The organism is uncultured Amnibacterium sp., from assembly GCF_964250715.1.
In the GTDB taxonomy this organism is placed as follows: Bacteria; Actinomycetota; Actinomycetes; order Actinomycetales; family Microbacteriaceae; genus Amnibacterium.
Genome location: NZ_CAXUGX010000001.1, coordinates 532,477 through 552,948, shown reverse-complemented (window position 1 = coordinate 552,948; position 20,472 = coordinate 532,477). Strand labels below are relative to the sequence as shown.

The window sequence follows — 20,472 nt, the reverse complement described above, 5'->3', positions numbered from 1 at the left end:
CGGTCGGGTCAGCGGTGTGCTGACGTCCCCTTTCCCAGAGTGATCAGGCCTGCAACGCCTCGGCCGAGTGCGGCGGCCGGCCTCTGAACTCTTCGGAGCGGCGGTCGCCCCGGTTTGGCGGCAGTGCGGGTCATCAGATTCAGGCCGGCCAGGCCGGGCAGCGCGTCGACCCGTGCATCGAGCGCCACGGCCCAGCCGGGATCGCCGGCGAACAGGGTGGCGATGACGTCGGCAATGGCCCGGGCAGGCTCGCGATCGGCACCGAGCGGCCAGGCCACGGCGGCCAGCCGAACCCGCGCGAGACGCCGCGACCGCGGCCCCTCCGACAGATAGTGCCGCGCACTCTCGGCCAGATAGTCCTGCTGCCGCCCGAGCACAGCACGCAGCACGCGAATGTCCTCGGCGAGCGCGGGGTCGCCGCCGATCGTCGACACGCGCTGCAGCATCCGGTCGATCAGCCACGTGTCGATCAGTCGCTCCGCCATGTGGACCGCGATGATCGCCCGCCCGTGCACGTTGCCGACGACCGACTCGATGAGCGGTGCTCCGCGGTCCCCGATGGTGCGGAGCCGCGTGAGCGCCGGCGCGCCGGAGTACTGCCGCCCGGACATCTGCGCGAGCGCCTGCGCGATCCAGTGCCGCTCGTAGGCCCAACTCGAGAGGAAGGCAGTGACCCGGGCCTCCTTGTGGGTGGCAGTGACGAGCACTCGGCTCAGCCAGCCGGCCGACTCCGACTCCCGCCGGCGCAGGTAGGCCAGCGCCTCGACGAGCGCGGGATCGAGCGGCCCGTACGTATCGACGTGCAGGTCGCCGGCGAGGGAACCCTGCGCGGTCGCGGTGTAGTGCTTCACATCGAAGGGCCGATCGGCGATGCTGCTGTCGGTCTCGTTGTCGGCCACAGTGTCGGCCACGCGAACAGAGGGCACGCGGTCATCGGACTCGCGGATATCGGACTCGCGGCCAGCGGAGGCACGGTCGGACATTCGGTTGTCGGACACAGGGCGAGACTATCGCTCGGGCTCCGCGGGGCCGCGGGCGCGCGCCACCCCAGTGGGAGTGCACCTACCGCCAGGCACTGCGCCGCACCTTGCCGGCGTCGTCGCGCAGGGGCTCGCGGACCAGTTGCAGCGTGTCCGGGCGCTTCTCCGGGTGCAGGCGCGCGTGTGCCCAGGCCAGCAGCCGGTCGGAATCGATCTCGGCGTCGTCGATGTCCGCGACGGCATGGATGCGGGTACCCAGGTCGTCGTCCGGCACGCCGACCGCCACGGCCGAGCGGACGGCGGGGTGGGCCTCCAGCACCCGCTCCACCTCGACCGGATAGAGGCTGGTGCCGGCCCGAGTGATGCGGTCGCCGCCCCGGTCCGTCAGGTACAGGTAGCCCTCGGCGTCCAGGCTGCCGTCGTCGCCGAGGGAGTCCCACTCGCCCGCCGCCGGCGTCGGCGCACCGAGGTAGCGGTAGGCGGCGCCCGCGGTGCGCCGCAACTGGACGCGGCCGATCTCGCCCACGTCCGCGAGCGAGCCGTCCGGCCGGACGACCCGCACCTCCGTTCCGCTCGCCGGCCGCCCGACGCTGCCCGGATGCTGCAGCCACTCGTCGCCGCGGATCACGGTCAGCCCGTTCGATTCGCTGCCGGCGTACACCTCGGTCAACCGCTCGGCTCCGAGCAGGTCGAGCCAGCGACGTTTCAGTGCGGGATCGATCGGGGCGCCGATATGGACGACGTGCTGCAGGGAGGACAGGTCCGCCTCCGCGATCTGCTCGGGCGGCAGCCGAAGGATCCGGTGCAGCATCGTCGGAACCAGCAGCACCCAGGTGATGCGGTGCGCCCCGATCGCGTCCAGCACCGCCTGCGCCTCGAACCGCGGCAGCAGCACGAGCGCGTGCCCGGTCGTCAGGCCGCGCATCGCATAGGTGAACGGCGCGGAGTGCGTCAGCGGCCCGACCACCAGCTGACGGGCGGCGAGCGGCAGGAACGGGGCGACCTGCCGATCGGGGTCCACCCGGGCGGGCGCGGAGGCGAGCACCAGCTTCGGCCGCCCCGTGCTGCCGGAGGAGGTGGGCGCCTTCCAGCTCGGGGCGGCCAGCGGCGGCAGCGGACCGTCGCTGTAGCTCTCGGCAGCCGGGTCGATCGGCAGCACGGTCCTTCCCGGAAACTCGGCCGGGTCGGCGCCGAGCACGAGGCGCGGGTCGGCCAGCGCGACCACCGCGTGCTGCTCGTCGAGCGGCAGCCGCGGCGAGAGCGGCTGGGGCGTACCGCCCGCCCGCCAGATCGCGCACGCGGCGACGACGAAGGCGGCGGTGTTCGCGCCCCGCAGGCACACCAGGTCGCCCTGCCGCACCCCGCGGCCGATCAGCAGGCGCGCGAGCCGCCGGGATGCGTCCCGCAGCTCGCCCCGGGTCAGGCGGACCGCGCCGTCGTCGACCGCCGGCGCCGCCGGGTCCCGCTCCGCGAGCAGGTCCAGCGCCTCACCGATCGTCGGCGCGAGGCTGACCGTGGGAGCGCCGTCGCTCACGGTCGAGCCGGGTGGGTCTGCTCCAGCACGCGCGCGTACAGCGCCAGGTGCTCGTCGGCGGCGGCGGCCCAGTCGTAGCCGGCCGCGAGCGTCCGACCGAGCTCCGGATCGACCACGTCGCCCGTCAGCACGCGGTCCACGACTCCGGCGAAGGCGCGGGGCGCCCGCGCGTCGTCCGGGACGCGCGCGACCGCCCGCCCGAACACCTCCCGGATCACCGGCAGGTCCCGTGCGACGACCGGGACCCCCGCCGCCAGCGCCTCCATGGCCGACAGCCCGAAGCCCTCCTTCGTGGAGAGGAACGGCACCACCCGGGCCGCCGCGACGAGGGACGGGAGCACGGCGTGGTCGACGGGGCCGAGCACGTCGACGGGGACCCCGAGCGCCTGGCGGCGGGCATCGAAGCGCCGCCGGTAGTCGGCGTAATCGAACAGGGTCTCGCCGCCGGCGATCACGAGCCGCAGCTCCGGATGCCGGTCGTGCGCGATCGCCGCGCCCTCCAGGGCGTCGATGGTCCCCTTGCGCGGCTCGATCCCGCCGACAGCGAGCAGGTAGTCGCCGAACCGGTCGCGCCACTGCGCCCGGTCGGCTGCCGCGCCGATGCCGGCGGCCGCGCCGAACCGGGCCGAGTCGACACCGTTCGGGATGACCGTGGCCGTGCGGCCCCAGCCCGCCTGCACCTCGGCTGCCACCGCGCGAGACACCGTCACCAGGGCGATCGGGTCGGCGATCGCGCGGTCGTGGCAGCGCACGAGTTCCGGAGTCGTGAAGGTGTCCAGGTGGTGCACGGTGCGGATGCAGCCCGGCACCGCGTTCGCGGTGATGCAGTCCTCGGCATGGACCACATCGGCGTCCGCCGGATCGAACGCCGCCGACAGCGTCCGGATCGACCGCATGATGCGCGCGCCGACCGCCTCGGCGGGGTCGGGTGCGAACGGGACCACCTCGACCCGCACCGCGGGATCGACCGTGCGGAAGAAGGCGGAGTCGCCGCCCCGGCCGAGCGTCCAGACGGTCACCTGCTGGCCGCGGGCGGCCAGCGCCTCCGCGAGGGCCAGGGTGTGCACCACGCCGCCGCGCGGCTTGGTGGAGTACGTCAGGAGCGCGATGCGCATCAGCGGGCCCCGTACGCCTGCGGCGCGCGCTCCGCGAGATGGTGCAGCCGACGCCGCGCCCGGGCCACCTCGACGGCGATGTCGATGCGGGCGACAGCCAGTCCGCCCTTCGACCCGGTGCGCGCCAGGATCTCGCCGCCGGGACCGACGACCTTCGCCTGCCCCAGAAAGCGCAGCCGACCGGTCACGCCGGTCTGGTTCGAGGACACGACCACGACCTGGTTCTCCGCGGCACGGGCGCCGTCGTACAGGTCGAAGAGCCGGGACTGCCGGTCCTGCGGCAGCTTGGCGGCGCGGTCGGTGGTCGAGGCGGGCCATGCCGACAGGCAGGCGAGCGTCGTCGCGCCGTCGTCGGCGAGCGCCCGGGCGGCCTCGGGGAACGTCTTGTCGTAGTCGATCAGCATGCCGATCCGGCCGACGGGGGTGTCGAAGGCCGCGAACCGATCGCCCGCGGCGTACACACGCGATTCGTGCAGGGGCCGGTGCACCTTGCGGTGCACGCCCCACACCCCGGTTCCGGAGCAGCAGACGGCGGTGTTCCAGCGCAGGTCGGGTGCGCCGGGCACGGGCTCGGCGAGTCCCACGCAGACCACCATGTCGCCGGCGGCATGCATCACTCGGGCGAGCTCGGGACCGTCCAGCGCGATCGGCACCGGCACGTCGTCCGTCGCCGGCTCGGCCAGGTCGGAGAGGTAGCCGCCGAGGGTCGCATCCGGCAGCACCAGCAGTTGCACGCCCGCCGCCCGGGCGTCCGTCACGATCCCCTCGATCTTGGGCAGCGCCCGATCCACCTCCCGTCCGAAGTGCGCGGCGACCGCGCCCAGGCCGACCACCGCCATCGCGGTCAGGCAGCGTGGGCGGGTGCCCGGGCGCCCACCTGCTCGGCGATCCGCTCGCCGAGGTACTCGGCGTCGCGCGCGATACCGGCGAACCGCCCGCTCCCCCACGTGTACAGCCACGGAAGGCCGAGGAAGTAGAGGCCCGGCACCCCTGTGACGCCACGCTGGTGGGTCGGGTGCCCGCGCCCGTCGAAGACCCCCACCTCGACCCAGGAGTAGTCGGCGCGGTAGCCGATCGCCCAGACGATGTTCGTGATGCCGGCGGCGTGCAGGTCGAGTTCGGTCGGCTCGGTCGCGGGCCGCCAGACCGGCCGGTAGCGGTCCTCGGTCGGCGCGGCGATGCCCGCTCGCTCGATGTAGGCGTCGATGTCGTTCTTGATCGACTCCATCACTGAATCGGCATGGTCCAGGTCGCGCTCCATGGTCGCGTCGAACCGCAGGTGTGCACCGTCGGCCCCGACCAGCCGCCCGGACAGCTGCATGCCCTGACTCGCGAACAGCCGCAGGTCGATGTCGTGGCCGCCCGCGCGGCCGGTCATGTAGTGGTTCGTCGACTCCCGCTTGGTGAGGCCCGACGCGTGCTGCTCCACGCCGATGTCGTAAACGCCCATCTGCTCCAGCCACGCGATGCAGTCGCGGCCACGGTAGAAGCGGGCGCTGCGCGGGGCACGACCGAGGGCCAGGTGCACCGGCCGGCCGGCCAGGTGCAGGTCCTCGGCGATCTGCGCGCCGGACTGCCCGCTGCCGACCACCAGCACCCCGCCCGGGGGCAGCGCCTCCGCGTTCTTGTACTGCGACGAGTGCAGCTGGTGCACGTCGGCGGGAAGCTGAGCGGCGAACGCGGGCACGATCGGCCGGTGGTAGCCGCCGGTGGCGATGACGACGGCCCGGGCGTCGAGTTCGCCGGCGGAGGAGCGCACCCGGAATCCCTCCGCCGTGCGGGTGAGGCCGGTGACCTCCACCCCCTGCTCGATCGGCGGCTCGAAGCTCGCTGCATACCGCTGCAGGAATGCGTGCGTCTCGTCCTTGGTCATGAACCCGTCGGGCTGGTCGCCGTCGTAGGCGAAGCCCGGCAGCCGGCACTGGAAATTCGGAGTGACCAGGGTGAAAGCGTCCCAGCGACCGTCGAGCCACTCGTGGCCAGGTGTCGCCCGCTCGAGCACCACGTGGTCGATGTCCTCCCGCTTCAGGTGCCAGCTGACGGCCATGCCGGCCTGACCCCCGCCGACCACGACGACGTCCACCTCACGCATCGGTCAACTCCTCCTGGGCCACGACCGCGGAGAGGTCGTAGGCGTCGGGCCGGCGGTCCCGCAGGTGGAACATCGCCCGCCGCGCGGTCGCGAGCGCCTGCTGGACGTCCACGGTCGCGACCGCGAGCCCGGCCTGCACGCCGGTGTCGGCGAGCACGTCGCCGCCGGGCCCGATCACCGCGGCGCTCGAGACGAAACGCAGCGAGTGGAAGGTGCCGGCCTGGTTGGAGGCGACCCAGATGACCTGGTTCTCGAGCGCCCGCGCCTGGTCGAACAGTCGGAACCGTCGGGTCCAGCGGTCCTCGGCCAGGTCGGTCGCCCCCGCCGTGCGGGCGGCGGGCCACGCGCTGACGCAGACGATGACCTCGGCGCCGTCGAGCGCCAGCGTGCGGGCACCCTCCGGGAACGCCTTGTCATAGCAGATCATCAGACCGAGCCGGCCGACGGGCGAGTCGAAGGCGGCGAAGGTCTCCCCCGCCGCGTAGCTCATGTTCTCGCCGAGCGGCTGATGCACCTTGCGATGCACGCCCAGGATGCGGTCGCGGGTCAGCGCGACGACGGTGTTGTAGCGGACCGGGTCGTCGACCGGGCCGGCCGCCTCGCAGATGCCGAGCACGACGACCAGATCGCCGGCCAGCGACCGCACGCGGGCGAGCTCCGGCCCGTCCACACGGATCGCCGGAGGCAGCGACTCCGGCCGGCTCGTGTCCTCCGGACCGCCCAGGCTGGAGAGGTAGCCGCCGATGGCCGCTTCGGGCAGGGCGAGCAGGTCGGCGCCCTGCGCGGTGGCCTCGGCGACCAGCGCTTCGATGGTGCGGTAGTTGTCGTCGAGGTCGCGGCCGAACGATGCGGCGGCCGCCGCGAGTGTGACAGTCATGCCGGCACTCCCTTCTGGTTCAGATGTGCGCGGTTCAGGCGGGCCCGAGGCCGGTCGCGGCGTCGGGCAGTGCCGTGGTGGTCTCGCCGTCGGGCCAGCGCAGCTGCACGCCGCTGCCCGCGGTCAGGGTGCCGATACCCGCGGTGACGGTCAGGGGCGACCCCATTCGGGAGGCGCCCGGCCGGTCGGCGGTGAGCATGCCGAAACCGGGGAAGCAGGTGAGCCAGTCGCCCATCGCGGCGTCGTCGGGCGTGGGGACGCGGTCGACGTCGACGATCGCACCGCGGCCGCATGCCTCCGCGAGCATGCCGGCCGTGCCGACGATGCCCGCCATGCTGACGTCCTTCGCCGCCTTCGGCGCCGCGTCGGTGACCAGGCGGCCGAGCGCACGCAGCTCCGCACCGGTGCGTGCCGAGGAGGAGTCCCACTGGGTGTGCCCTGCGCCCCGCCGCCAGCCGCCCGCCGTGTCGACGGTCAGAGTCAGGGCGTCGCCGTAGCCGCCACCGCCGCCGCGGACGGGGCGGTCGGTGCGGCCGAGGGCGGTCACGGCCAGGGCGGGCGCCACACCGATCTGCGTGTGGCCGCCGAGCAGCGGGACGCCCCAGGCGTCGGCGCCGCTGCGCAGGCCGCCCATGACGCGCCGCACGAACGACGCGTCACGGCCGGCGACGGCGTTCATCAGTCCTGCGGGCGCCGCCCCCATCGCCGCCAGGTCGTTCAGGTTCACGAGCACGCCGCACCAGCCCGCCCACTCCGGATCGCGCTCGATCATGGCGGGCAGGATCGCGTCGCACGCGGCGATCACGTCGGTGCCGGGCACGGGGGCGCCGTCGTCGCCCACGTAGCCCTGACCGCCGAGCGACCCGGCGGGCGCGTCGCCCCACGAGGCGCCGAAGGGGTCCAGCACCTCGGCGAGCGCCGCCTTCGTCGCGCTGACGAGAGAGCGGATGCGGTCGATCGGAAACCGCATCGACACGTGCGGCACGCCGCCGATCACGTCGGTGCCCCACTGCTCCCAGCCCAGCCGGACGAACATCGGCCGGTACCGCTGCTGCACGGCGGCGTCGAACCGCAGCACGCCGCGCGCGACGGCGGTGCGGCACGCCTCCGTGATGAGCGCGGAGCCGATGCCGGCGCCCCCGCGAACGCCGGGGGCGACGACCAGCCGGCTCCCGGTCCACCAGCCGATGTCGCGCGCCCCGACCGGCGCGAGCCGCACACCGCCCTGCACCACGCCGTCGGCATCGCGCGCGACCAGGACGATCGTGCGCGGGTCGTCGTCCAGGTCGTCGGCGTCGGACGCCTCGAACAGCCCCTGCTCGGCGACGAAGGACTCGCTTCGCAGGCGCCGATAGACCGCCAGCGCCTGCGTGTCCGCCACCTCGACGGGACGGGCGTGCGTTCCGGCGTGCTGCGGCGCCGGCCGCACGCCGGCGAGGATCGGTACGTCGAGCGGCACGGTCAGGCGCCCGCCGACTTCAGCACGCCGCACGCGCCGCACGCCGCGCACCCGGCCTTCTGCTCCGAGCCGAGCATCCCGGCCGCGATCAGCAGCGCGGCGACCTGCCGCGACACGGACTCGAGCAGCGACCGCGAGGGGGCGGGCACGTGGTCGACGTCGGTGGCAAGGGTGCCTCGCAGTGGCCGGAACGGCACCACGAACGGGTAGACGCCGAGCTCGATCAGCTCCTGCGCCCAGCCGACCATGGCATCCGGCTGCTCCCCCAGGCCGACCAGCAGGTAGGTGGACACCTGGTTACGGCCGAAGACCCGCACGGCCTCGCGCCAGGCGGCGCGGTATTCGTCGAGGGAGACCGTGCTCTTGCCCGGCATCCAATGCGCCCGCACGGCGTCGTCCATCGACTCCACGTGGATGCCGATGGAGCGAGCCCCCGCGTCGTAGAGGTCCTGGATGGCCCGCAGGTGCCGGGGCGGCTCGATCTGCACCTGGATCTCCAGCTCCGGCACCGCGTCCTTGACCGCCTGCACGCAGCGGGCCAGGTGCTTCGCGCCGCGGTCCCAGCCGTTGGAGGTGCCGGTGGTCATGACCGCCTGCTCCACACCGTCCAGGTCGCGGGCCGCGCGGGCGACCTCGGCCAGCATCGCCGGCGTCTTGACCGCGATGGTCGCACCCGCGTCCAGTGAGGCCTCGATCGCGCAGAACCGGCAGCGGTCCGACTCCCCGTATCGGATGCACGTCTGCACGACGGTGGTGGCCAGCACCTTGGACCCGTGCAGGCGGGCGATCTGCTCATAGGCGATCCCGTCGGCGGTGGTCAGGTCGTAGAAGCGCGGCCGGGCGACCGGCGCGACGTCGATGCCGACGTCGATCGGACCCGCCTCGGCCGTCTCCATCACCAGCCGGCCGCCGGTGACGAGGTACGGACTCGTGCTGTTCACGGGGATGGCCGCAGCCACCCCGTCGAACAGCACATGCCCGTCGTCGCTCGGCCCGGCTCCGGCCTCCCGGTGCACGGGCGCGGCGACCCGCAGACCCCGCAGTGCCACGTCGACGCGGCGCGCGACCGGGTCCATGGCGCCCGGCGGCGCGCTGATCACGTGCGCCCCGCCGAGCGGCTCGTCGCTCCGCACGGCGGGGAGCCCCAGGGAGATCGTCACGGTCAGACCATGTAGGTGGAGTTGATGATCGCGCCCTTGTTCGCGAAGTAGATCAGCGCGTCCTGCACGTCGAGCGGGTGGCAGGGGATCGTGCCCTCGATCAGGTCCTCCTCGCGCAGGCCGTGCAGCGACAGGCCGAAGCGGCACACGAACACGGTGCCGCCCTCCTCGAGGAAGGTCGCGATGGTGTTGTTGATGTTCTGCTCGCCCGGGAACGCGGAGTCGCCGGCGGTCGGGAAGCCGCGGGTCGAGATCGCGTTCATCGCGCCGGGGCCGTAGAAGTAGAGAACGGAGTCGAAGCCCTTGCGGAGCGCCCGCAGCGCCTGCAGGCAGGCGACGAAGCTGACGCTCGACTCGTGCGCGATGCCGTGCACGAGCGTCAGGTACGACTGCCCGGGCTCGGCCTGGATGTCCGGGAAGATCTTGGTCGACCCGTAGATGGAGCTGCCCTTCGGCAGCGAGGGGTGAGCGATCTCGTTCTTCGAGGTCTCGATCTTGGCGAGGACGTCGTCGTCGAACAGGGGCATGGTCGGGTACTCCTTGATTGCGTCGGTGGTACTGGCGGTCTGGTGTGCGGGTGGGGCTGTCGGTTACGGACTGTGGGGTCGTGAGCGTGCGCTCAGCCGTAGAGCGCTTCGAAGTTCTGGCGCAGGAACAGCCGGCGCAGCACCCCGTCGCCGACAGCCGCGCTCATGCGGGCGAGCTCGCCGGCGTGGTCGCCCCACGGGGTGTCGCTGGCGAAGAGGATGCGGTCCTCCCCCAGACCGCGCTGCTCGATCTCGGCGACCAGCCACGTCGCGGCGAAGCCGATCGCCCAGCTGGTGTCGGAGTAGACCCGCTTGCCGGCGGCGATCCAGTCGAAGAACCGGCCACCGAGCAGCTTCATGTGCCCGCTCATCCCGCCGCCCAGGTGCACCAGGTGGATGCGCACGTCGTCGCCGAAGCGTTCCACCAGCGTGCCGATCTGGTCGATGTCGCTGGCCCCGCCGGGCGAGGTGTGGATGTGCACGGTCAGGTCGTGTCGCTTCGCGGTCTGGAACAGGCGCGTGAGTTGCACGAGGCAGTCCGGATCGGTCGCGCTGCCGCCGAGCAGGAAACTGGTCTTCAGCGCCTTGACGCCACGTTCGCCGGCGAGCGCGAGGGCGGCGGTGTTGGCGTCGGCGTCGGAGGGTTTGGGTGAGATCCAGAGTCCGCAGCGGATGCGGTCATCCGCGTCGGCGGCCTCGAGGGCGAGTTCGTTCAGTCCGAACGCCACCTCGGGGATGGGGACGCCGTAGTTCGGCAGCACCAGCGTGCGTTCGGTCCCCTCGGCGTCGAGGTCGGCGATCAACTCGCGGACGGTCGCTCGCGCGGTGCGATCGGCCTGCACGGGCGGACCGCCGTAGAACGGGTAGGGCGGCAGGACGCCGATGTGCCGGTGTGCGTCGTGCACCCCGGAGGCCATGCCTCAACCCTCCGCGCGCACCGTTTCGGCATGGTTTCCGGAGGAATACGTTCCAGTTACCGGCCCGGCGTATCGGGCACGGGTGGATCGGTTGAGGGTGCTGTGCGTCGTCGTCCCATCTGTTGTCGTGGTTCGGGTGGTCCGGTCCAGTGGGATGGCACGAGGTGGGGGAAGCCCTGGTGCATCCGGATCTTCCACCGGGTGGTCGTATGGGCGAGGTGGTGGTGGAAGGAGCACAGCAGTACCCCGTTGGTGATGTCGGTCGGTCCGGTATCCCGATGCCACCATTCGACGTGGTGGGCGTCGGTCCACGACACCGGTGCCGTGCACCCCGGCCACGCGCATCCACCGTCGCGTGCGGCGATCGCGCGTTTCTGTGCCGGAGTGAACAGTCGAGTCCGCCGGCCGAGGGTGAGTGCCTCGCCGTGGTCGTCGGTGACCAGCAGTCGTGTGGTGCCGCTGCAGGTGAGCCGTTCGATGGTGGGGATGGAGAACCGTCCGAGGACTTCCTCCGCCCACCCGGACCCGGCGTGCCGGGTCAGGTCGGACACGGTGGCATGCACGACGACCTCGTGGGGTGTGCTACCGGAGTCGCCGCTGCCGTCCTGTTCGGCGCGGATGCCGGCACGGAGGATGCCGATCACGATGTCGTGGTCGAACTGCGGCTTCGTGCGCGGCTCCTCGGCGGCCTCATGCCAGCACGGCTCATCCGGGGTGCCGGTCACCCCGTCATCTGCCGCCTCGGTGGTTCCGTGCTGCCAGGTGGACTGTCGGCGATGCGCGGTCAGCGCGGAGCGGATCAGGGCGGTGTCCTCACCGATGGTGTCCAGCGTCCACCGGGTCGTCCCGTCCTCCCGCAGGCGCCCCTGCCGGAACGCCCGCGCCCGCCGCTGCTCCACCTCGGTGGGCACCGGCCCGTCGGGGTCGATCCACGCCTCCACCCGCTGCACGGTCTTCCGCAACTCCTCTGGTGGGAGCACCGCCGCCCGCTCCGCGAGGACCCGATCGGCCCGACCGATGTCGGTCGCTTTCGCCCGCCGGGAGGTGCGCGTCAGTACCTCGGTCGCCTCGCGGGCGGAGTCGATCCCGATCTCGCCCCGCTGGACGGCCTCGGCGAGTGCCGGGAACCGGGCAGGCAACTCCTCACCGGTGAGGGTCAACCCCGGCGCGAGGACCTTCCCGAGCTTCACCCGACGCGTCGCCTCCCGCGGGTCGATCCGCAGGCGACGGGCGAGGTGCTCCACCCCGGTCCGGTCACCTGCCCGCTGTGCCAGCCCGTCCAGGCCCGTACCGGGCAGGGAGCGCTGGTCGATCTCGGCCGCCACGGCGAGACGCCGCGCATCGGCCACCCGACCGATCGCCTCCCACGCCTCCGCCTCAGCCAGCAGCTCATCATCGGCGAAGGTGCGACGCACGCGGGGCGCGGCGAGCACGACCGCGAGGGCCTCCCGCGTCGACACCGCCACCGCTTCCACACCCCGAACACTGTCACCACCCACCGACAGTGGATCCGACCCGAGATCGACTCCTCAACAGGTACTACCTGCGACGGGCTTCGCGTGCCGACAGACAGGCCGTCCGCGGCTCAGGCGGCGACGAGCATTCGTTGGGGCAGGTGCGCGGCGAGCAGGTCGAGGGTGCGCTCGCGGGCCGGCGTGCGGTCGATCGGGTCGCCCTCGTGCGCGCCGGCGCCGACGGTGACCATCACCTCGTCCACCTCGAAGCGGGCGGCGAAGGCGGCAAGTCGCTCCGCGACGTCGTCGGCGGCACCCACGAACCAGCGCCCCAGCATCGTGTCGACCAGGTCCTGCTGCGGCTGCGTCAGCGTCGCCGCGGCGGCCTGCTCCACGGTGTCCAAGGCCGTCAGCGGCGTGCCGGTGCGCAGTCGCGCCATGTGCTGCAGCTGCGGCAGCGCGAGCGCTCGCGCCTCCGCATCCGTGTCGGCGGTGACGACGTTCGCGGTCAGGAAGGTGCGCGGCACCGCCTGCGACACGCTCGGGACGAAGCGGGAGCGGTAGAGGTCGAGCATCCGCTCGGTGCCCTCACCGGAGAAGTGGTGGGCGAAGACGTAGGGCAGGCTCAACTCGGCGGCCAGTTGCGCTGAGTAGTCGCTGGAGCCGAGCAGCCAGACCTCCGGCCGGCCGGCAGCGGCGGGGGTCGCCCGCACGACGTACTGCTCGCCCGTGCCGAGGCGCAGCGCCGCGCCGTCGGCATCGAGCAGCGCCTCGATGTCGCGGATGTGGTTGGGGAAGGCGTCAACCTCGCTCGTGTGCCCGCTGGAGCGCAGCAGCGCCGAGATGACGGGGTCGCTGCCGGGCGCGCGGCCGAGGCCCAGGTCGATGCGACCGGGGGCCGCCGCCTCCAGCACCGCGAACTGCTCCGCGACGACGAACGGGGCATGATTCGGCAGCATGACGCCGCCGGAGCCGAGGCGGATGCGGCGGGTACGGCCGGCGAGCACGCCGAGCAGCACGGGCGGGTTGGTCGAGGCGACCGAGGGCATGTTGTGGTGCTCGGCCAGCCAGTAGCGGCGGTACCCGAGCTCGTCGGCGTGCTCGGCGAGCGCGACCGTCGCGGCGATGGCATCGGCGGAGTGCTGGCCCCGACGCACGGGGACGAGGTCGAGCACGGACAGCGCGAGATCGGACATGCAGGATGTAACGCTGCCGGCCGCGCTCGACTTCCACCCCGGCCCGCGTCTACCCCGATCCGAGTCACGTGCTCATGCGCGCGCATGGGCAGATGACGCAGACCTGGGCAGAAGGCGTGCGGTCCAGAATGAGCGGATGAGCACCTTCCCCATCTCCACCGGCGAACCGCGCACGCGGGACACGGTCCGGCACGAGGTACGGCGCCGCTCACTGACAGTGCAGTCGCGCACGCGGCTGACCGACTCGCTGGTGCGCTTCACGCTCGTCGGCGACGACCTGGCCGGGTTCACGAGCTTCGGCCCCGAGGATCACGTGAAGGTGGTCTTCGACAGCGCCGACGGCCCGGTCGGCCGGGACTACACGCCGAGCGAGTTCCGGCCGCTGGGCCGCTCGTCGGGGCCGGAGCTGGATCTGGACTTCGTCGTGCACGGCACGGCTGGTTCGGCGACGGCGTGGGCGACCGCGGCGCAGCCCGGCGCGACGCTGCAGGTGGGCGGGCCGCGGGGCTCGCGGTTGGCGCCGGCCGGCTTCCGGAACGTGATCCTGCTCGCGGACGCGTCGGGGATGCCGGCGCTGCGCCGCTGGGTCCGTGCCTATGCGGGCGTGACTCCGGTGCACGCGGTGCTCTTCGGCGACGACGCCACCCTGCTCGACCACCTGGATGAGGCGGAGGCGCTGGCGGCGACTCCGCAGGTGGCCCTGACCGGCCGCTTCGACCTGCTCGAGGTCGTCCGTGCGCAGGACATCACCGCCGACACCTTCGTCTGGGCCGCCGGCGAGGCCGGCGACCTGATCCCGGTGCGCCGCTGGCTGAAGGGCGAGGCGGGACTGCCCGCAGGCAACCTGTCCCTGCACGGTTACTGGAAGCGCGGCACAGCGGGCCTCGACCACCACGCGCCGCTCGACCCCGCCGATCCGGACTAGTGCCGCGCTGCTTGACCGCCTGAGGAACTCAGGCGATTTCGAGAAATGCAAGCGCCAACCGGCCGGATCCGGCTTCGGAACTCGATTTCTCCTGAATTCCTCGGCGGGTGCGGCACGGCAAGCGGGCGTGGCAGGTCAGCGGATGACGGAGGGCCGGTCGTCGTGGGGGCCCGTGTCCGCGATCGCGCGCGCCGCGATCAGCAGCGCCACCACGCCGAGGGCCGCCCGCAGCGCGACGAAGACCAGCACGGCGTAGCCGACCCGCTCGCCCTGCGCGATGAGCACCCCGCCGATCGCGGCCAGGGCGGCGTCGCCGACGAACGAGATGCGCAGCCAGAACAGCAGCCGGCTGCTCGGCGTCACGCTCGCCATCCGCACGCTCGCCGTCTGATCATCAGAACCCGGTCGGCGCGTGCGGGACGTAGTGCTCGGCGAGCAGCGCCAGTTCGTCGTCGTCCAGCTCCAGCTGCTCCGCGGCGATCGCGTCGTCCAGCTGCTGCGGCGTGGTGACCCCGACGATCGGCGCAGTCACCGCCTCCTGGGCCAGCACCCAGGCCAGCGCGATCTGCGCCCGCGGAACCCCGCTGCCCGCGGCGACCTGCGCGACCGCCTCGACGATGCGGCGGTCCGTGTCGGCGGTCGCCACGAAGAGCGACCGGGCGAACTCGTCGCTCTCGGTCCGGTTCGTCGTGGCGTCCCAGTCGCGCGTCAGCTTGCCGCGCGCCAGCGGCGACCACGGGATGACGCCCACGCCGGAGTCGAGGCAGTACGGCAGCATCTCGCGCTCCTCCTCGCGCATCAGCAGCGAGTACTGATCCTGCATCGATACGAAGCGAGTGAGCCCCTCGATGTCGGCGGTGTGCTGCATCTCGGCGAACTGCCACGCCCACATCGAGGACGCGCCGATGTAGCGCGCCTTGCCCGCCTTCACCACGTCGTGCAGCGCCGCCATCGTTTCGGCGATCGGCACCGTGGGGTCGAAGCGGTGGATCTGGTAGAGGTCCACATAGTCGGTGCCGAGCCGGCGAAGGCTCGCGTCGATCTGCGTCATGATCGCGCCGCGGCTGAGGCCGGCGCCGTTCGTGCCGGGACCCATCCGGCCGTGCACCTTGGTGGCGATCACGACCTCGTCGCGCTTGGCCGATTCGTTCAGCACGGTGCCCGTGATCTCTTCGCTGCTGCCGTCGGAGTAGACGTTGGCGGTATCGAAGGTCGTGATACCGGCCTCGAGCGCCTGCCGGATGATCGGCCGCGCCTGATCGAGTGGCAGCGACCAGGCGTGGCCGCCGCGGCCGGGTTCGCCGAAGCTCATGCAGCCGAGAATCACGCGGCTGACGTCGAGGCCGGAGGCGCCGAGTCGAATCGTGTCCATGTCGCCATGATGACGCCGTCGGCTGGGCGACCGGTGCGGTCAGCGCGCCGTACCCTCGACGGGCCATGCGATCAGCGGGTTCGGCCGATCAGCAGGTCGACCCGCAGGCCGTCCCGCGTACTGACGACGGCGGCCGGAATGCGCGGCGTGCGGCCCGCGAGTTCGAGCCGGGTGATCGCCTCGCTGACAGGCCCCTCCAGCCCGCGGGGCACCTCGCCCACCGGACCGATCACGCGGCCGTCGGCGAACAGGCGTACGGCGATCGGCGCGTCGGTGCGCTCCTCCTCCGCGGTCCGCCGGGCGATGGCGGTCTGGATCTCGGCGGCCTCGATGCCGGCGATCAGATCCTGATGGTCGTCGCTGCCGGCGAGGCGGATGGTGACCCGGCTGCTGCCGGGCAGCAGGTCGAACTTGTAGTCGTCGAGCGAACCCGAGCCCTGGTCACGGGGACCCCAGCGGGGGTCGAGCACTCGGCGCCTGAACCTCACCGGACCATTCTGGCCGACCGCCGAAGTCGGCGGCCGCTCTCACCGGAAGCGGCTCAGCTGGGGAAGATGGCCGAGTGGAGCGGAGGGATGACGAGAACCAGGCCGAACAGCACGGCCGCGATGCCGATCGCGAAGCAGACCACCGCGCCGGCCATGGCCGCCGGCCGGGGGGCCGCGATGTGCGCGTCCGCGCCGCCGTGTGCCGCTTCCAGCAGCCGAAGGCCGACGGCGTACGAGACCGCGATCAGCACGGTCACGACCAGGGCCGATACCGCGACCAGGACGAAGAGATTCCACTTGATCTCGATCGGCGCCGCGGCTGCGGCAAAGACGATCACCGACATCAGACTGTTCCGACCTTCTCGCGCTCCGGGGCTTCGTTCACGTTCTTCGCGGTGACGGGGTTGCGACGCGACAGCAGGTAGATCGTGCCGATGCCGACCACCGCCAGCACCGCGATCGCGATCAGGCCGAGCGTGCTGCTGGCCGCGACGAGCGCCGCCACCGCACCGATGACCGCGGCCGACGGCAGGGTGACGATCCAGGCCAGCGCCATCCGCCCGGCCGTGCCCCAGTGCACCGAGGAGAGCCGCTTGCCGACGCCGGAGCCGATGACCGAGCCGGTGACCACCTGGGTCGTCGACAGCGCGAAGCCCAGGCTGGAGGAGGCGAGGATGGTCGCCGCGCCGGCCGTCTCGGCCGCGAAGCCCTGGGGCGGCTCGACGTCGGTGATGCGCTTGCCGACAGTGCGCATGATGCGCCAGCCGCCGAGGTAGGTGCCGAGGGCGATGGCGAGCCCGCACGCCAGGATCACCCAGAACTGCGGCCCGGTACCCGAATCCTGGTACTTCGCCGCGATCAGGGTCAGCGTGATGACGCCCATCGTCTTCTGGGCGTCGGAGGTGCCGTGGGCCAGCGAGACGAGCGAGGCCGAGACGGTCTGCGCGGTGCGGAACCCGCGGGCGGAGTTCTTCAGGCCCCCGCGGCTGATCCGGTAGACGAGGTACGTGGCGACCAGTGCGACGAGGCCCGCGGTGAACGGGGCGAGCAGCGCCGGAATGACGATCTTGGTCAGCACGGTGCCGAAGTCGATGGCACCGAACCCGGCACCGATGATCGCGGCACCGATCAGGCCGCCGAACAGCGCGTGCGTCGAGCTGGACGGCAGGCCGAGGTACCAGGTGATCAGGTTCCAGAGGATCGCGCCGACCAGGCCCGCGAAGATGAGCGCGGGGGTGATCTCGACTCCGTTCTCACCCTCACGGACGATGCCCTGCGACACCGTGCTGGCGACCGCCGTGTTGAGGAATGCGCCGACCAGGTTCAGGACGCCGGAGATGAGCACGGCGGTGCGCGGCTTCAACGCCCCGGTGGCGACCGAGGTCGCCATGGCGTTGGCCGTGTCGTGGAAGCCGTTGGTGAAATCGAAGACCAGAGCGAAGACGATCACGAGCAGCACGGTCACCAGCACGTCCATGCGAGGACGGTAGGTAGCAGTGGTGAACGGGGGGGAAACGCACAGTTAGGCGGGAACATCCGGAGGATCTCGTCGGTTGTGCCGTACATGCAGCGAAGGACCCCGCGGATCGCAGAAGAGATCGAGGACGAGTTCGGCAACGTCACCCGGTATCGCCGACACCCGAACGGGCGCGGCTTGGTGGCCACGACCGCGACCGTCGACCCGACGGCGTTCCTGGCGCCCAGCGTCTACGTCGAGCCCGGCGCCCAGGTGGGCCGCGCCGCGACGATCGCGACCGGCAGCTGGGTGGACCGCGAGGCGGTCGTCGGCCCCGGCGCGCACCTCGGTGCCGCGGTGCACGTGGGGCCCCAGGCCGTGATCGGTGCCGGAGCGCATGTGGGCAGCCACTGCAAGATCGGGCCGGGCGCTCGTATCGAGAGCCGCGCCCGCGTCTCCCCCGACCGCCAGGTGCCCCAGGGCGCCGTGGTCCCCGCGACCGGCGAGGTCACCTCAGCGGCATGAAGCCGCGGGAGTGACACCGGCGTCGATGATCCGGCGCGATCAGCCCTGAGGCTGGTCCTTGGGGGGCTCCATGTACCACTCGGTGAACGCCCGGGCGAGGCCGTCGTCGGTCAGTTCGATGACCCACAGATTGTCGTAGACGTCGCCGTCGTCGTATCGGGTGCGGCCCTGCACCACCGCTGTGGGACCGTCGACCGCGATCACCGACCAGGTGAAGGCGTGGTCGCCCGCCTCGTCCCGCGCCTCGCCCGTCCACTGGGCGATGATCGCGTCGACGCCGCGCAGCGGCTCGTCCCAGGGATGGAACCGATACGCGGCATCGGGCGTGAAGATGGCGCGCACGTCGTCGGGATCGTTGGAGTCCCAGGCGACGAGGTAGCGATGGATCCAGTCGTCGACGGCGTCCCTGGAACTCACGGCACGATCCTTCCGCCGACGATCGGCCCTCGGCCGAGCGGTTATCGACGCAGGCCGAGCCGCTCGATGAGTGAGCGGTAGCGGGCGATGTCGATGTCCTGCAGATAGCCGAGCAGACGGCGGCGCTGGCCCACGAGCAGCAGCAGCCCACGACGCGAGTGGTGGTCGTGCTTGTGCAGCTTGAGGTGCTCCGTCAGATCCTTGATGCGGGTCGTGAGCATCGCGACCTGCACCTCCGGCGAGCCGGTGTCGCCCGGGTGAGTGGCGTACTCGTCGATGATGGCTTTCTTGACGTCGGCATCCAATGCCATGTGGGTCGTCCTCTCACTCGCTGCGCGGTGCACGTCGCCTGGTGCGTCGTGCGCTCTGGGCCCGCGGCCGTTTCACGGCGGTCGACAACGTTACCGCACCGGCCTGCCCCCATTTCGCGCGATCCTGCCGCCGATCAGGTGCCGCTGCGAGAGAGTTGACCCGCGCGTTCGTCTCGAGCCGCGGACGGAGGGGACGACGTGTCCGGCCTGCTCGACGTCGCGCTGATCGTGCTGCTGCTGGCCTACCTGGTCTACGGGTACCGGCTGGGGCTGATCCGCAGCCTGGGTGCACTCGTCGGGATCGCCCTCGGCGCCGTCGCCGCAGCACTCCTGGGGCCGCCGATCGGTGCCCTGTCCAAGGATGCGACCGTCCGCGTGATCGCGACGATCGTGGTCTCCTGCGTGCTGATCCTGCTGGGGCACGGCATCGGCGCGGCAATCGGTGCCGCGATCGGGCGCCGCGTGCAGCGCGGACCGCTCGGGCTGGCCGACCGGATCCTCGGCGGAGCGATCAACCTGGTCGTCGCGGCATTCGTCGTCTCGGTCGTCGCCACGGGCATCGCTGCCCTGGGCGTGCCGTTCCTGGCGCAGCCCATCGCCTCCTCCCGGGTGCTCGGCACGATCGAGGCGGTGACCCCGCCACAGGTTGCCACCGCCCTGGCACAGCTGCGCACGACCATGCTGCCGGGCGGCCTGCCGGTGCTGAACCAGACGCTCGGCGGTCCGACCACATCGCCGAGCCCGCCGTCCGTGCAGACCGGGACGGCGTCGCTTCGGACGGCCGCCTCGTCGGTGGTGAAGGTGACCGGCACCGCATACGCCTGCGGTCAGGATCAGTCCGGCAGCGGTTTCGTGATCGCCGCGCACCGCGTGCTGACGAACGCCCACGTGCTGACCGGAGTCTCGAGGCCGGTCGTGCTCGACCGCGACGGTGACGTGCACCTGGGAACGGTCGTCTGGTTCGACGGACGGCACGACCTGGCCGTCGTCGCGGTGCCGTCGCTCGACGCGCCGGCGCTGACCGTCGCGTCCGATCCCGCACCGGGCGACTCCGGAGTGGTCGACGGCTACCCGTTCGGCGGGCCGTTCCACACCGGCTCGGCCGGCGTCGTCTCGAGCGCGCCGACGCCCGTGCGGGACATCGTCGGCAGCGGGACGACGATCCGCCAGGTGGTCACCCTTGCCGCCGACGTGGAGCAGGGCAACAGCGGCGGTCCGCTGCTGACCCCGGCCGGGACGGTGGCGGGCATCGTGTTCGCCAGGAGTGCAACGACCGACGGCGTCGGCTACGCGATGGCACCGCAGGACTTCCGCCCGGTGGTCGAGGACGCACCGACGCTGCAGCGAGCGGTCTCGACCGGCGCCTGCCGCAGGGACTGAGTTCTCCGAGCGCTCAGCGCACCGGTACTCCCCGTACAGGCCGAAACCCCCGGGACAGGAATAGGCAGTCGCGCCACTAGAATCCTGAGGTCTTGCATACGAAGTCGGGCCGACACTCAATCCCCGCTCACGATTGCTAACTCGAGTCCAGCCTACAATCACGCAAAAGAACTAGCCTATTCCACTCGAAACGATTTCGCGGAGCCTATCGCATACCCGGAGGGACACGATGTCATGAACCGCCATACGCGCCCCGAAAAGACCGACCTGCGTTGTGTTGTTCTGGA

At 72.1% G+C, this 20,472-nt stretch carries 22 protein-coding genes; 3 read left to right on the top strand and 19 right to left on the bottom strand.

Features of this window, described 5'->3' with window-relative positions; all coding sequences use genetic code 11:
• Positions 1 to 8 precede the first annotated feature (8 nt).
• The 12 genes from ACFE7H_RS02555 to ACFE7H_RS02500 all read right to left on the bottom strand — a co-directional run bounded on the left by ACFE7H_RS02555 (position 9) and on the right by ACFE7H_RS02500 (position 13,311).
• Positions 9 to 911: a hypothetical protein gene (locus ACFE7H_RS02555; RefSeq protein ID WP_375399618.1), complete on the bottom strand. Its 903-nt coding sequence runs from the start codon at positions 909 to 911 to the stop codon at positions 9 to 11.
• A 151-nt stretch (positions 912 to 1,062) separates the two neighbouring features.
• A complete protein-coding gene (locus tag ACFE7H_RS02550) occupies positions 1,063 to 2,514 on the bottom strand; it encodes an AMP-binding protein (protein ID WP_375399617.1) in 1,452 nt (483 codons plus the stop codon).
• The gene (locus ACFE7H_RS02545) at positions 2,511 to 3,629 is read right to left on the bottom strand and encodes an MSMEG_0565 family glycosyltransferase (protein ID WP_375399616.1); all 1,119 of its coding nucleotides are present in this window, start codon (positions 3,627 to 3,629) and stop codon (positions 2,511 to 2,513) included. Before ACFE7H_RS02545 ends, ACFE7H_RS02550 begins: the two co-directional genes overlap by 4 nt.
• Positions 3,629 to 4,468 carry a carbon-nitrogen hydrolase family protein gene (locus tag ACFE7H_RS02540; protein ID WP_375399615.1) on the bottom strand — a complete coding sequence of 280 codons (840 nt, stop codon included), beginning with the start codon at positions 4,466 to 4,468 and terminating at the stop codon, positions 3,629 to 3,631. Before ACFE7H_RS02540 ends, ACFE7H_RS02545 begins: the two co-directional genes overlap by 1 nt.
• A 5-nt stretch (positions 4,469 to 4,473) precedes the next feature.
• Positions 4,474 to 5,721 (bottom strand): MSMEG_0569 family flavin-dependent oxidoreductase, encoded by a 1,248-nt coding sequence (locus ACFE7H_RS02535; RefSeq protein ID WP_375399614.1) that lies wholly within the window; start codon positions 5,719 to 5,721, stop codon positions 4,474 to 4,476.
• Positions 5,714 to 6,598 carry a carbon-nitrogen hydrolase family protein gene (locus ACFE7H_RS02530; protein ID WP_375399613.1) on the bottom strand — a complete coding sequence of 295 codons (885 nt, stop codon included), beginning with the start codon at positions 6,596 to 6,598 and terminating at the stop codon, positions 5,714 to 5,716. Before ACFE7H_RS02530 ends, ACFE7H_RS02535 begins: the two co-directional genes overlap by 8 nt.
• A 34-nt stretch (positions 6,599 to 6,632) precedes the next feature.
• On the bottom strand, positions 6,633 to 8,090 hold the full coding sequence (locus ACFE7H_RS02525; protein ID WP_375399612.1) for an MSMEG_0567/sll0787 family protein: 1,458 nt from the start codon (positions 8,088 to 8,090) through the stop codon (positions 6,633 to 6,635).
• Positions 8,060 to 9,217 (bottom strand): MSMEG_0568 family radical SAM protein, encoded by a 1,158-nt coding sequence (locus ACFE7H_RS02520; RefSeq protein ID WP_375399611.1) that lies wholly within the window; start codon positions 9,215 to 9,217, stop codon positions 8,060 to 8,062. The genes ACFE7H_RS02525 and ACFE7H_RS02520 overlap by 31 nt, the downstream gene beginning before the upstream one ends.
• Before the next feature lie 2 nt (positions 9,218 to 9,219).
• Positions 9,220 to 9,744 (bottom strand): MSMEG_0572/Sll0783 family nitrogen starvation response protein, encoded by a 525-nt coding sequence (locus ACFE7H_RS02515; protein ID WP_375399610.1) that lies wholly within the window; start codon positions 9,742 to 9,744, stop codon positions 9,220 to 9,222.
• 92 nt (positions 9,745 to 9,836) lie between these two features.
• Entirely contained in the window at positions 9,837 to 10,661 is an 825-nt protein-coding gene (locus ACFE7H_RS02510; protein ID WP_375399609.1) for an amidohydrolase family protein, read from the bottom strand.
• 56 nt (positions 10,662 to 10,717) lie between these two features.
• A complete protein-coding gene (locus ACFE7H_RS02505) occupies positions 10,718 to 12,127 on the bottom strand; it encodes a DUF222 domain-containing protein (protein ID WP_375399608.1) in 1,410 nt (469 codons plus the stop codon).
• Positions 12,128 to 12,246: 119 nt separating this feature from the next.
• Entirely contained in the window at positions 12,247 to 13,311 is a 1,065-nt protein-coding gene (locus ACFE7H_RS02500; protein WP_375399607.1) for an LLM class flavin-dependent oxidoreductase, read from the bottom strand.
• A gap of 136 nt (positions 13,312 to 13,447) precedes the next feature.
• On the opposite strand from ACFE7H_RS02500, the gene ACFE7H_RS02495 reads away from it, so the two are divergent.
• On the top strand, positions 13,448 to 14,236 hold the full coding sequence (locus ACFE7H_RS02495) for a siderophore-interacting protein (RefSeq protein ID WP_375399606.1): 789 nt from the start codon (positions 13,448 to 13,450) through the stop codon (positions 14,234 to 14,236).
• 135 nt (positions 14,237 to 14,371) lie between these two features.
• Here ACFE7H_RS02495 and ACFE7H_RS02490 read toward each other — a convergent pair whose 3' ends face one another.
• From ACFE7H_RS02490 to ACFE7H_RS02470, 5 genes are all read right to left on the bottom strand, one after another.
• Complete coding sequence (locus ACFE7H_RS02490; protein ID WP_375399605.1) at positions 14,372 to 14,608, bottom strand: hypothetical protein; 237 nt, start codon at positions 14,606 to 14,608, stop codon at positions 14,372 to 14,374.
• A gap of 22 nt (positions 14,609 to 14,630) precedes the next feature.
• Positions 14,631 to 15,608, bottom strand: a complete 978-nt coding sequence (locus ACFE7H_RS02485) for an aldo/keto reductase (RefSeq protein ID WP_375399604.1) — start codon at positions 15,606 to 15,608, stop codon at positions 14,631 to 14,633.
• A gap of 71 nt (positions 15,609 to 15,679) precedes the next feature.
• On the bottom strand, positions 15,680 to 16,096 hold the full coding sequence (locus ACFE7H_RS02480; RefSeq protein ID WP_375399603.1) for a hypothetical protein: 417 nt from the start codon (positions 16,094 to 16,096) through the stop codon (positions 15,680 to 15,682).
• A 53-nt stretch (positions 16,097 to 16,149) separates the two neighbouring features.
• The gene (locus ACFE7H_RS02475) at positions 16,150 to 16,440 is read right to left on the bottom strand and encodes a hypothetical protein (protein ID WP_375399602.1); all 291 of its coding nucleotides are present in this window, start codon (positions 16,438 to 16,440) and stop codon (positions 16,150 to 16,152) included.
• Positions 16,440 to 17,573 (bottom strand): anion permease, encoded by a 1,134-nt coding sequence (locus tag ACFE7H_RS02470; protein ID WP_375399601.1) that lies wholly within the window; start codon positions 17,571 to 17,573, stop codon positions 16,440 to 16,442. Before ACFE7H_RS02470 ends, ACFE7H_RS02475 begins: the two co-directional genes overlap by 1 nt.
• 87 nt (positions 17,574 to 17,660) lie before the next feature.
• Between ACFE7H_RS02470 and ACFE7H_RS02465 the strand changes: the two genes are divergently transcribed.
• Positions 17,661 to 18,077 (top strand): transferase, encoded by a 417-nt coding sequence (locus ACFE7H_RS02465; RefSeq protein ID WP_375399600.1) that lies wholly within the window; start codon positions 17,661 to 17,663, stop codon positions 18,075 to 18,077.
• A 39-nt stretch (positions 18,078 to 18,116) separates the two neighbouring features.
• Here ACFE7H_RS02465 and ACFE7H_RS02460 read toward each other — a convergent pair whose 3' ends face one another.
• Both ACFE7H_RS02460 and rpsO read right to left on the bottom strand, forming a co-directional pair.
• Positions 18,117 to 18,494: a nuclear transport factor 2 family protein gene (locus tag ACFE7H_RS02460; RefSeq protein WP_375399599.1), complete on the bottom strand. Its 378-nt coding sequence runs from the start codon at positions 18,492 to 18,494 to the stop codon at positions 18,117 to 18,119.
• 41 nt (positions 18,495 to 18,535) lie between these two features.
• On the bottom strand, positions 18,536 to 18,805 hold the full coding sequence (gene rpsO / locus ACFE7H_RS02455; protein ID WP_375399598.1) for a 30S ribosomal protein S15: 270 nt from the start codon (positions 18,803 to 18,805) through the stop codon (positions 18,536 to 18,538).
• 198 nt (positions 18,806 to 19,003) lie between these two features.
• On the opposite strand from rpsO, the gene ACFE7H_RS02450 reads away from it, so the two are divergent.
• Positions 19,004 to 20,185: a MarP family serine protease gene (locus ACFE7H_RS02450; protein WP_375399597.1), complete on the top strand. Its 1,182-nt coding sequence runs from the start codon at positions 19,004 to 19,006 to the stop codon at positions 20,183 to 20,185.
• Positions 20,186 to 20,472 lie beyond the last annotated feature (287 nt).

Bases quoted from the DNA above. Each gene is read 5' to 3' on its own strand.
- ACFE7H_RS02545 (WP_375399616.1), bottom strand. From the start codon at position 3,629: ATGCGCATCGCGCTCCTGACGTACTCCACCAAGCCGCGCGGCGGCGTG.
- ACFE7H_RS02540 (WP_375399615.1), bottom strand. From the start codon at position 4,468: ATGGCGGTGGTCGGCCTGGGCGCGGTCGCCGCGCACTTCGGACGGGAG.
- ACFE7H_RS02535 (WP_375399614.1), bottom strand. From the start codon at position 5,721: ATGCGTGAGGTGGACGTCGTCGTGGTCGGCGGGGGTCAGGCCGGCATG.
- ACFE7H_RS02530 (WP_375399613.1), bottom strand. From the start codon at position 6,598: ATGACTGTCACACTCGCGGCGGCCGCCGCATCGTTCGGCCGCGACCTC.
- ACFE7H_RS02515 (WP_375399610.1), bottom strand. From the start codon at position 9,744: ATGCCCCTGTTCGACGACGACGTCCTCGCCAAGATCGAGACCTCGAAG.
- ACFE7H_RS02510 (WP_375399609.1), bottom strand. From the start codon at position 10,661: ATGGCCTCCGGGGTGCACGACGCACACCGGCACATCGGCGTCCTGCCG.
- ACFE7H_RS02500 (WP_375399607.1), bottom strand. From the start codon at position 13,311: ATGTCCGATCTCGCGCTGTCCGTGCTCGACCTCGTCCCCGTGCGTCGG.
- ACFE7H_RS02495 (WP_375399606.1), top strand. From the start codon at position 13,448: ATGAGCACCTTCCCCATCTCCACCGGCGAACCGCGCACGCGGGACACG.
- ACFE7H_RS02490 (WP_375399605.1), bottom strand. From the start codon at position 14,608: ATGGCGAGCGTGACGCCGAGCAGCCGGCTGCTGTTCTGGCTGCGCATC.
- ACFE7H_RS02485 (WP_375399604.1), bottom strand. From the start codon at position 15,608: ATGGACACGATTCGACTCGGCGCCTCCGGCCTCGACGTCAGCCGCGTG.
- ACFE7H_RS02475 (WP_375399602.1), bottom strand. From the start codon at position 16,440: ATGTCGGTGATCGTCTTTGCCGCAGCCGCGGCGCCGATCGAGATCAAG.
- ACFE7H_RS02470 (WP_375399601.1), bottom strand. From the start codon at position 17,573: ATGGACGTGCTGGTGACCGTGCTGCTCGTGATCGTCTTCGCTCTGGTC.
- ACFE7H_RS02465 (WP_375399600.1), top strand. From the start codon at position 17,661: ATGCAGCGAAGGACCCCGCGGATCGCAGAAGAGATCGAGGACGAGTTC.
- rpsO (WP_375399598.1), bottom strand. From the start codon at position 18,805: ATGGCATTGGATGCCGACGTCAAGAAAGCCATCATCGACGAGTACGCC.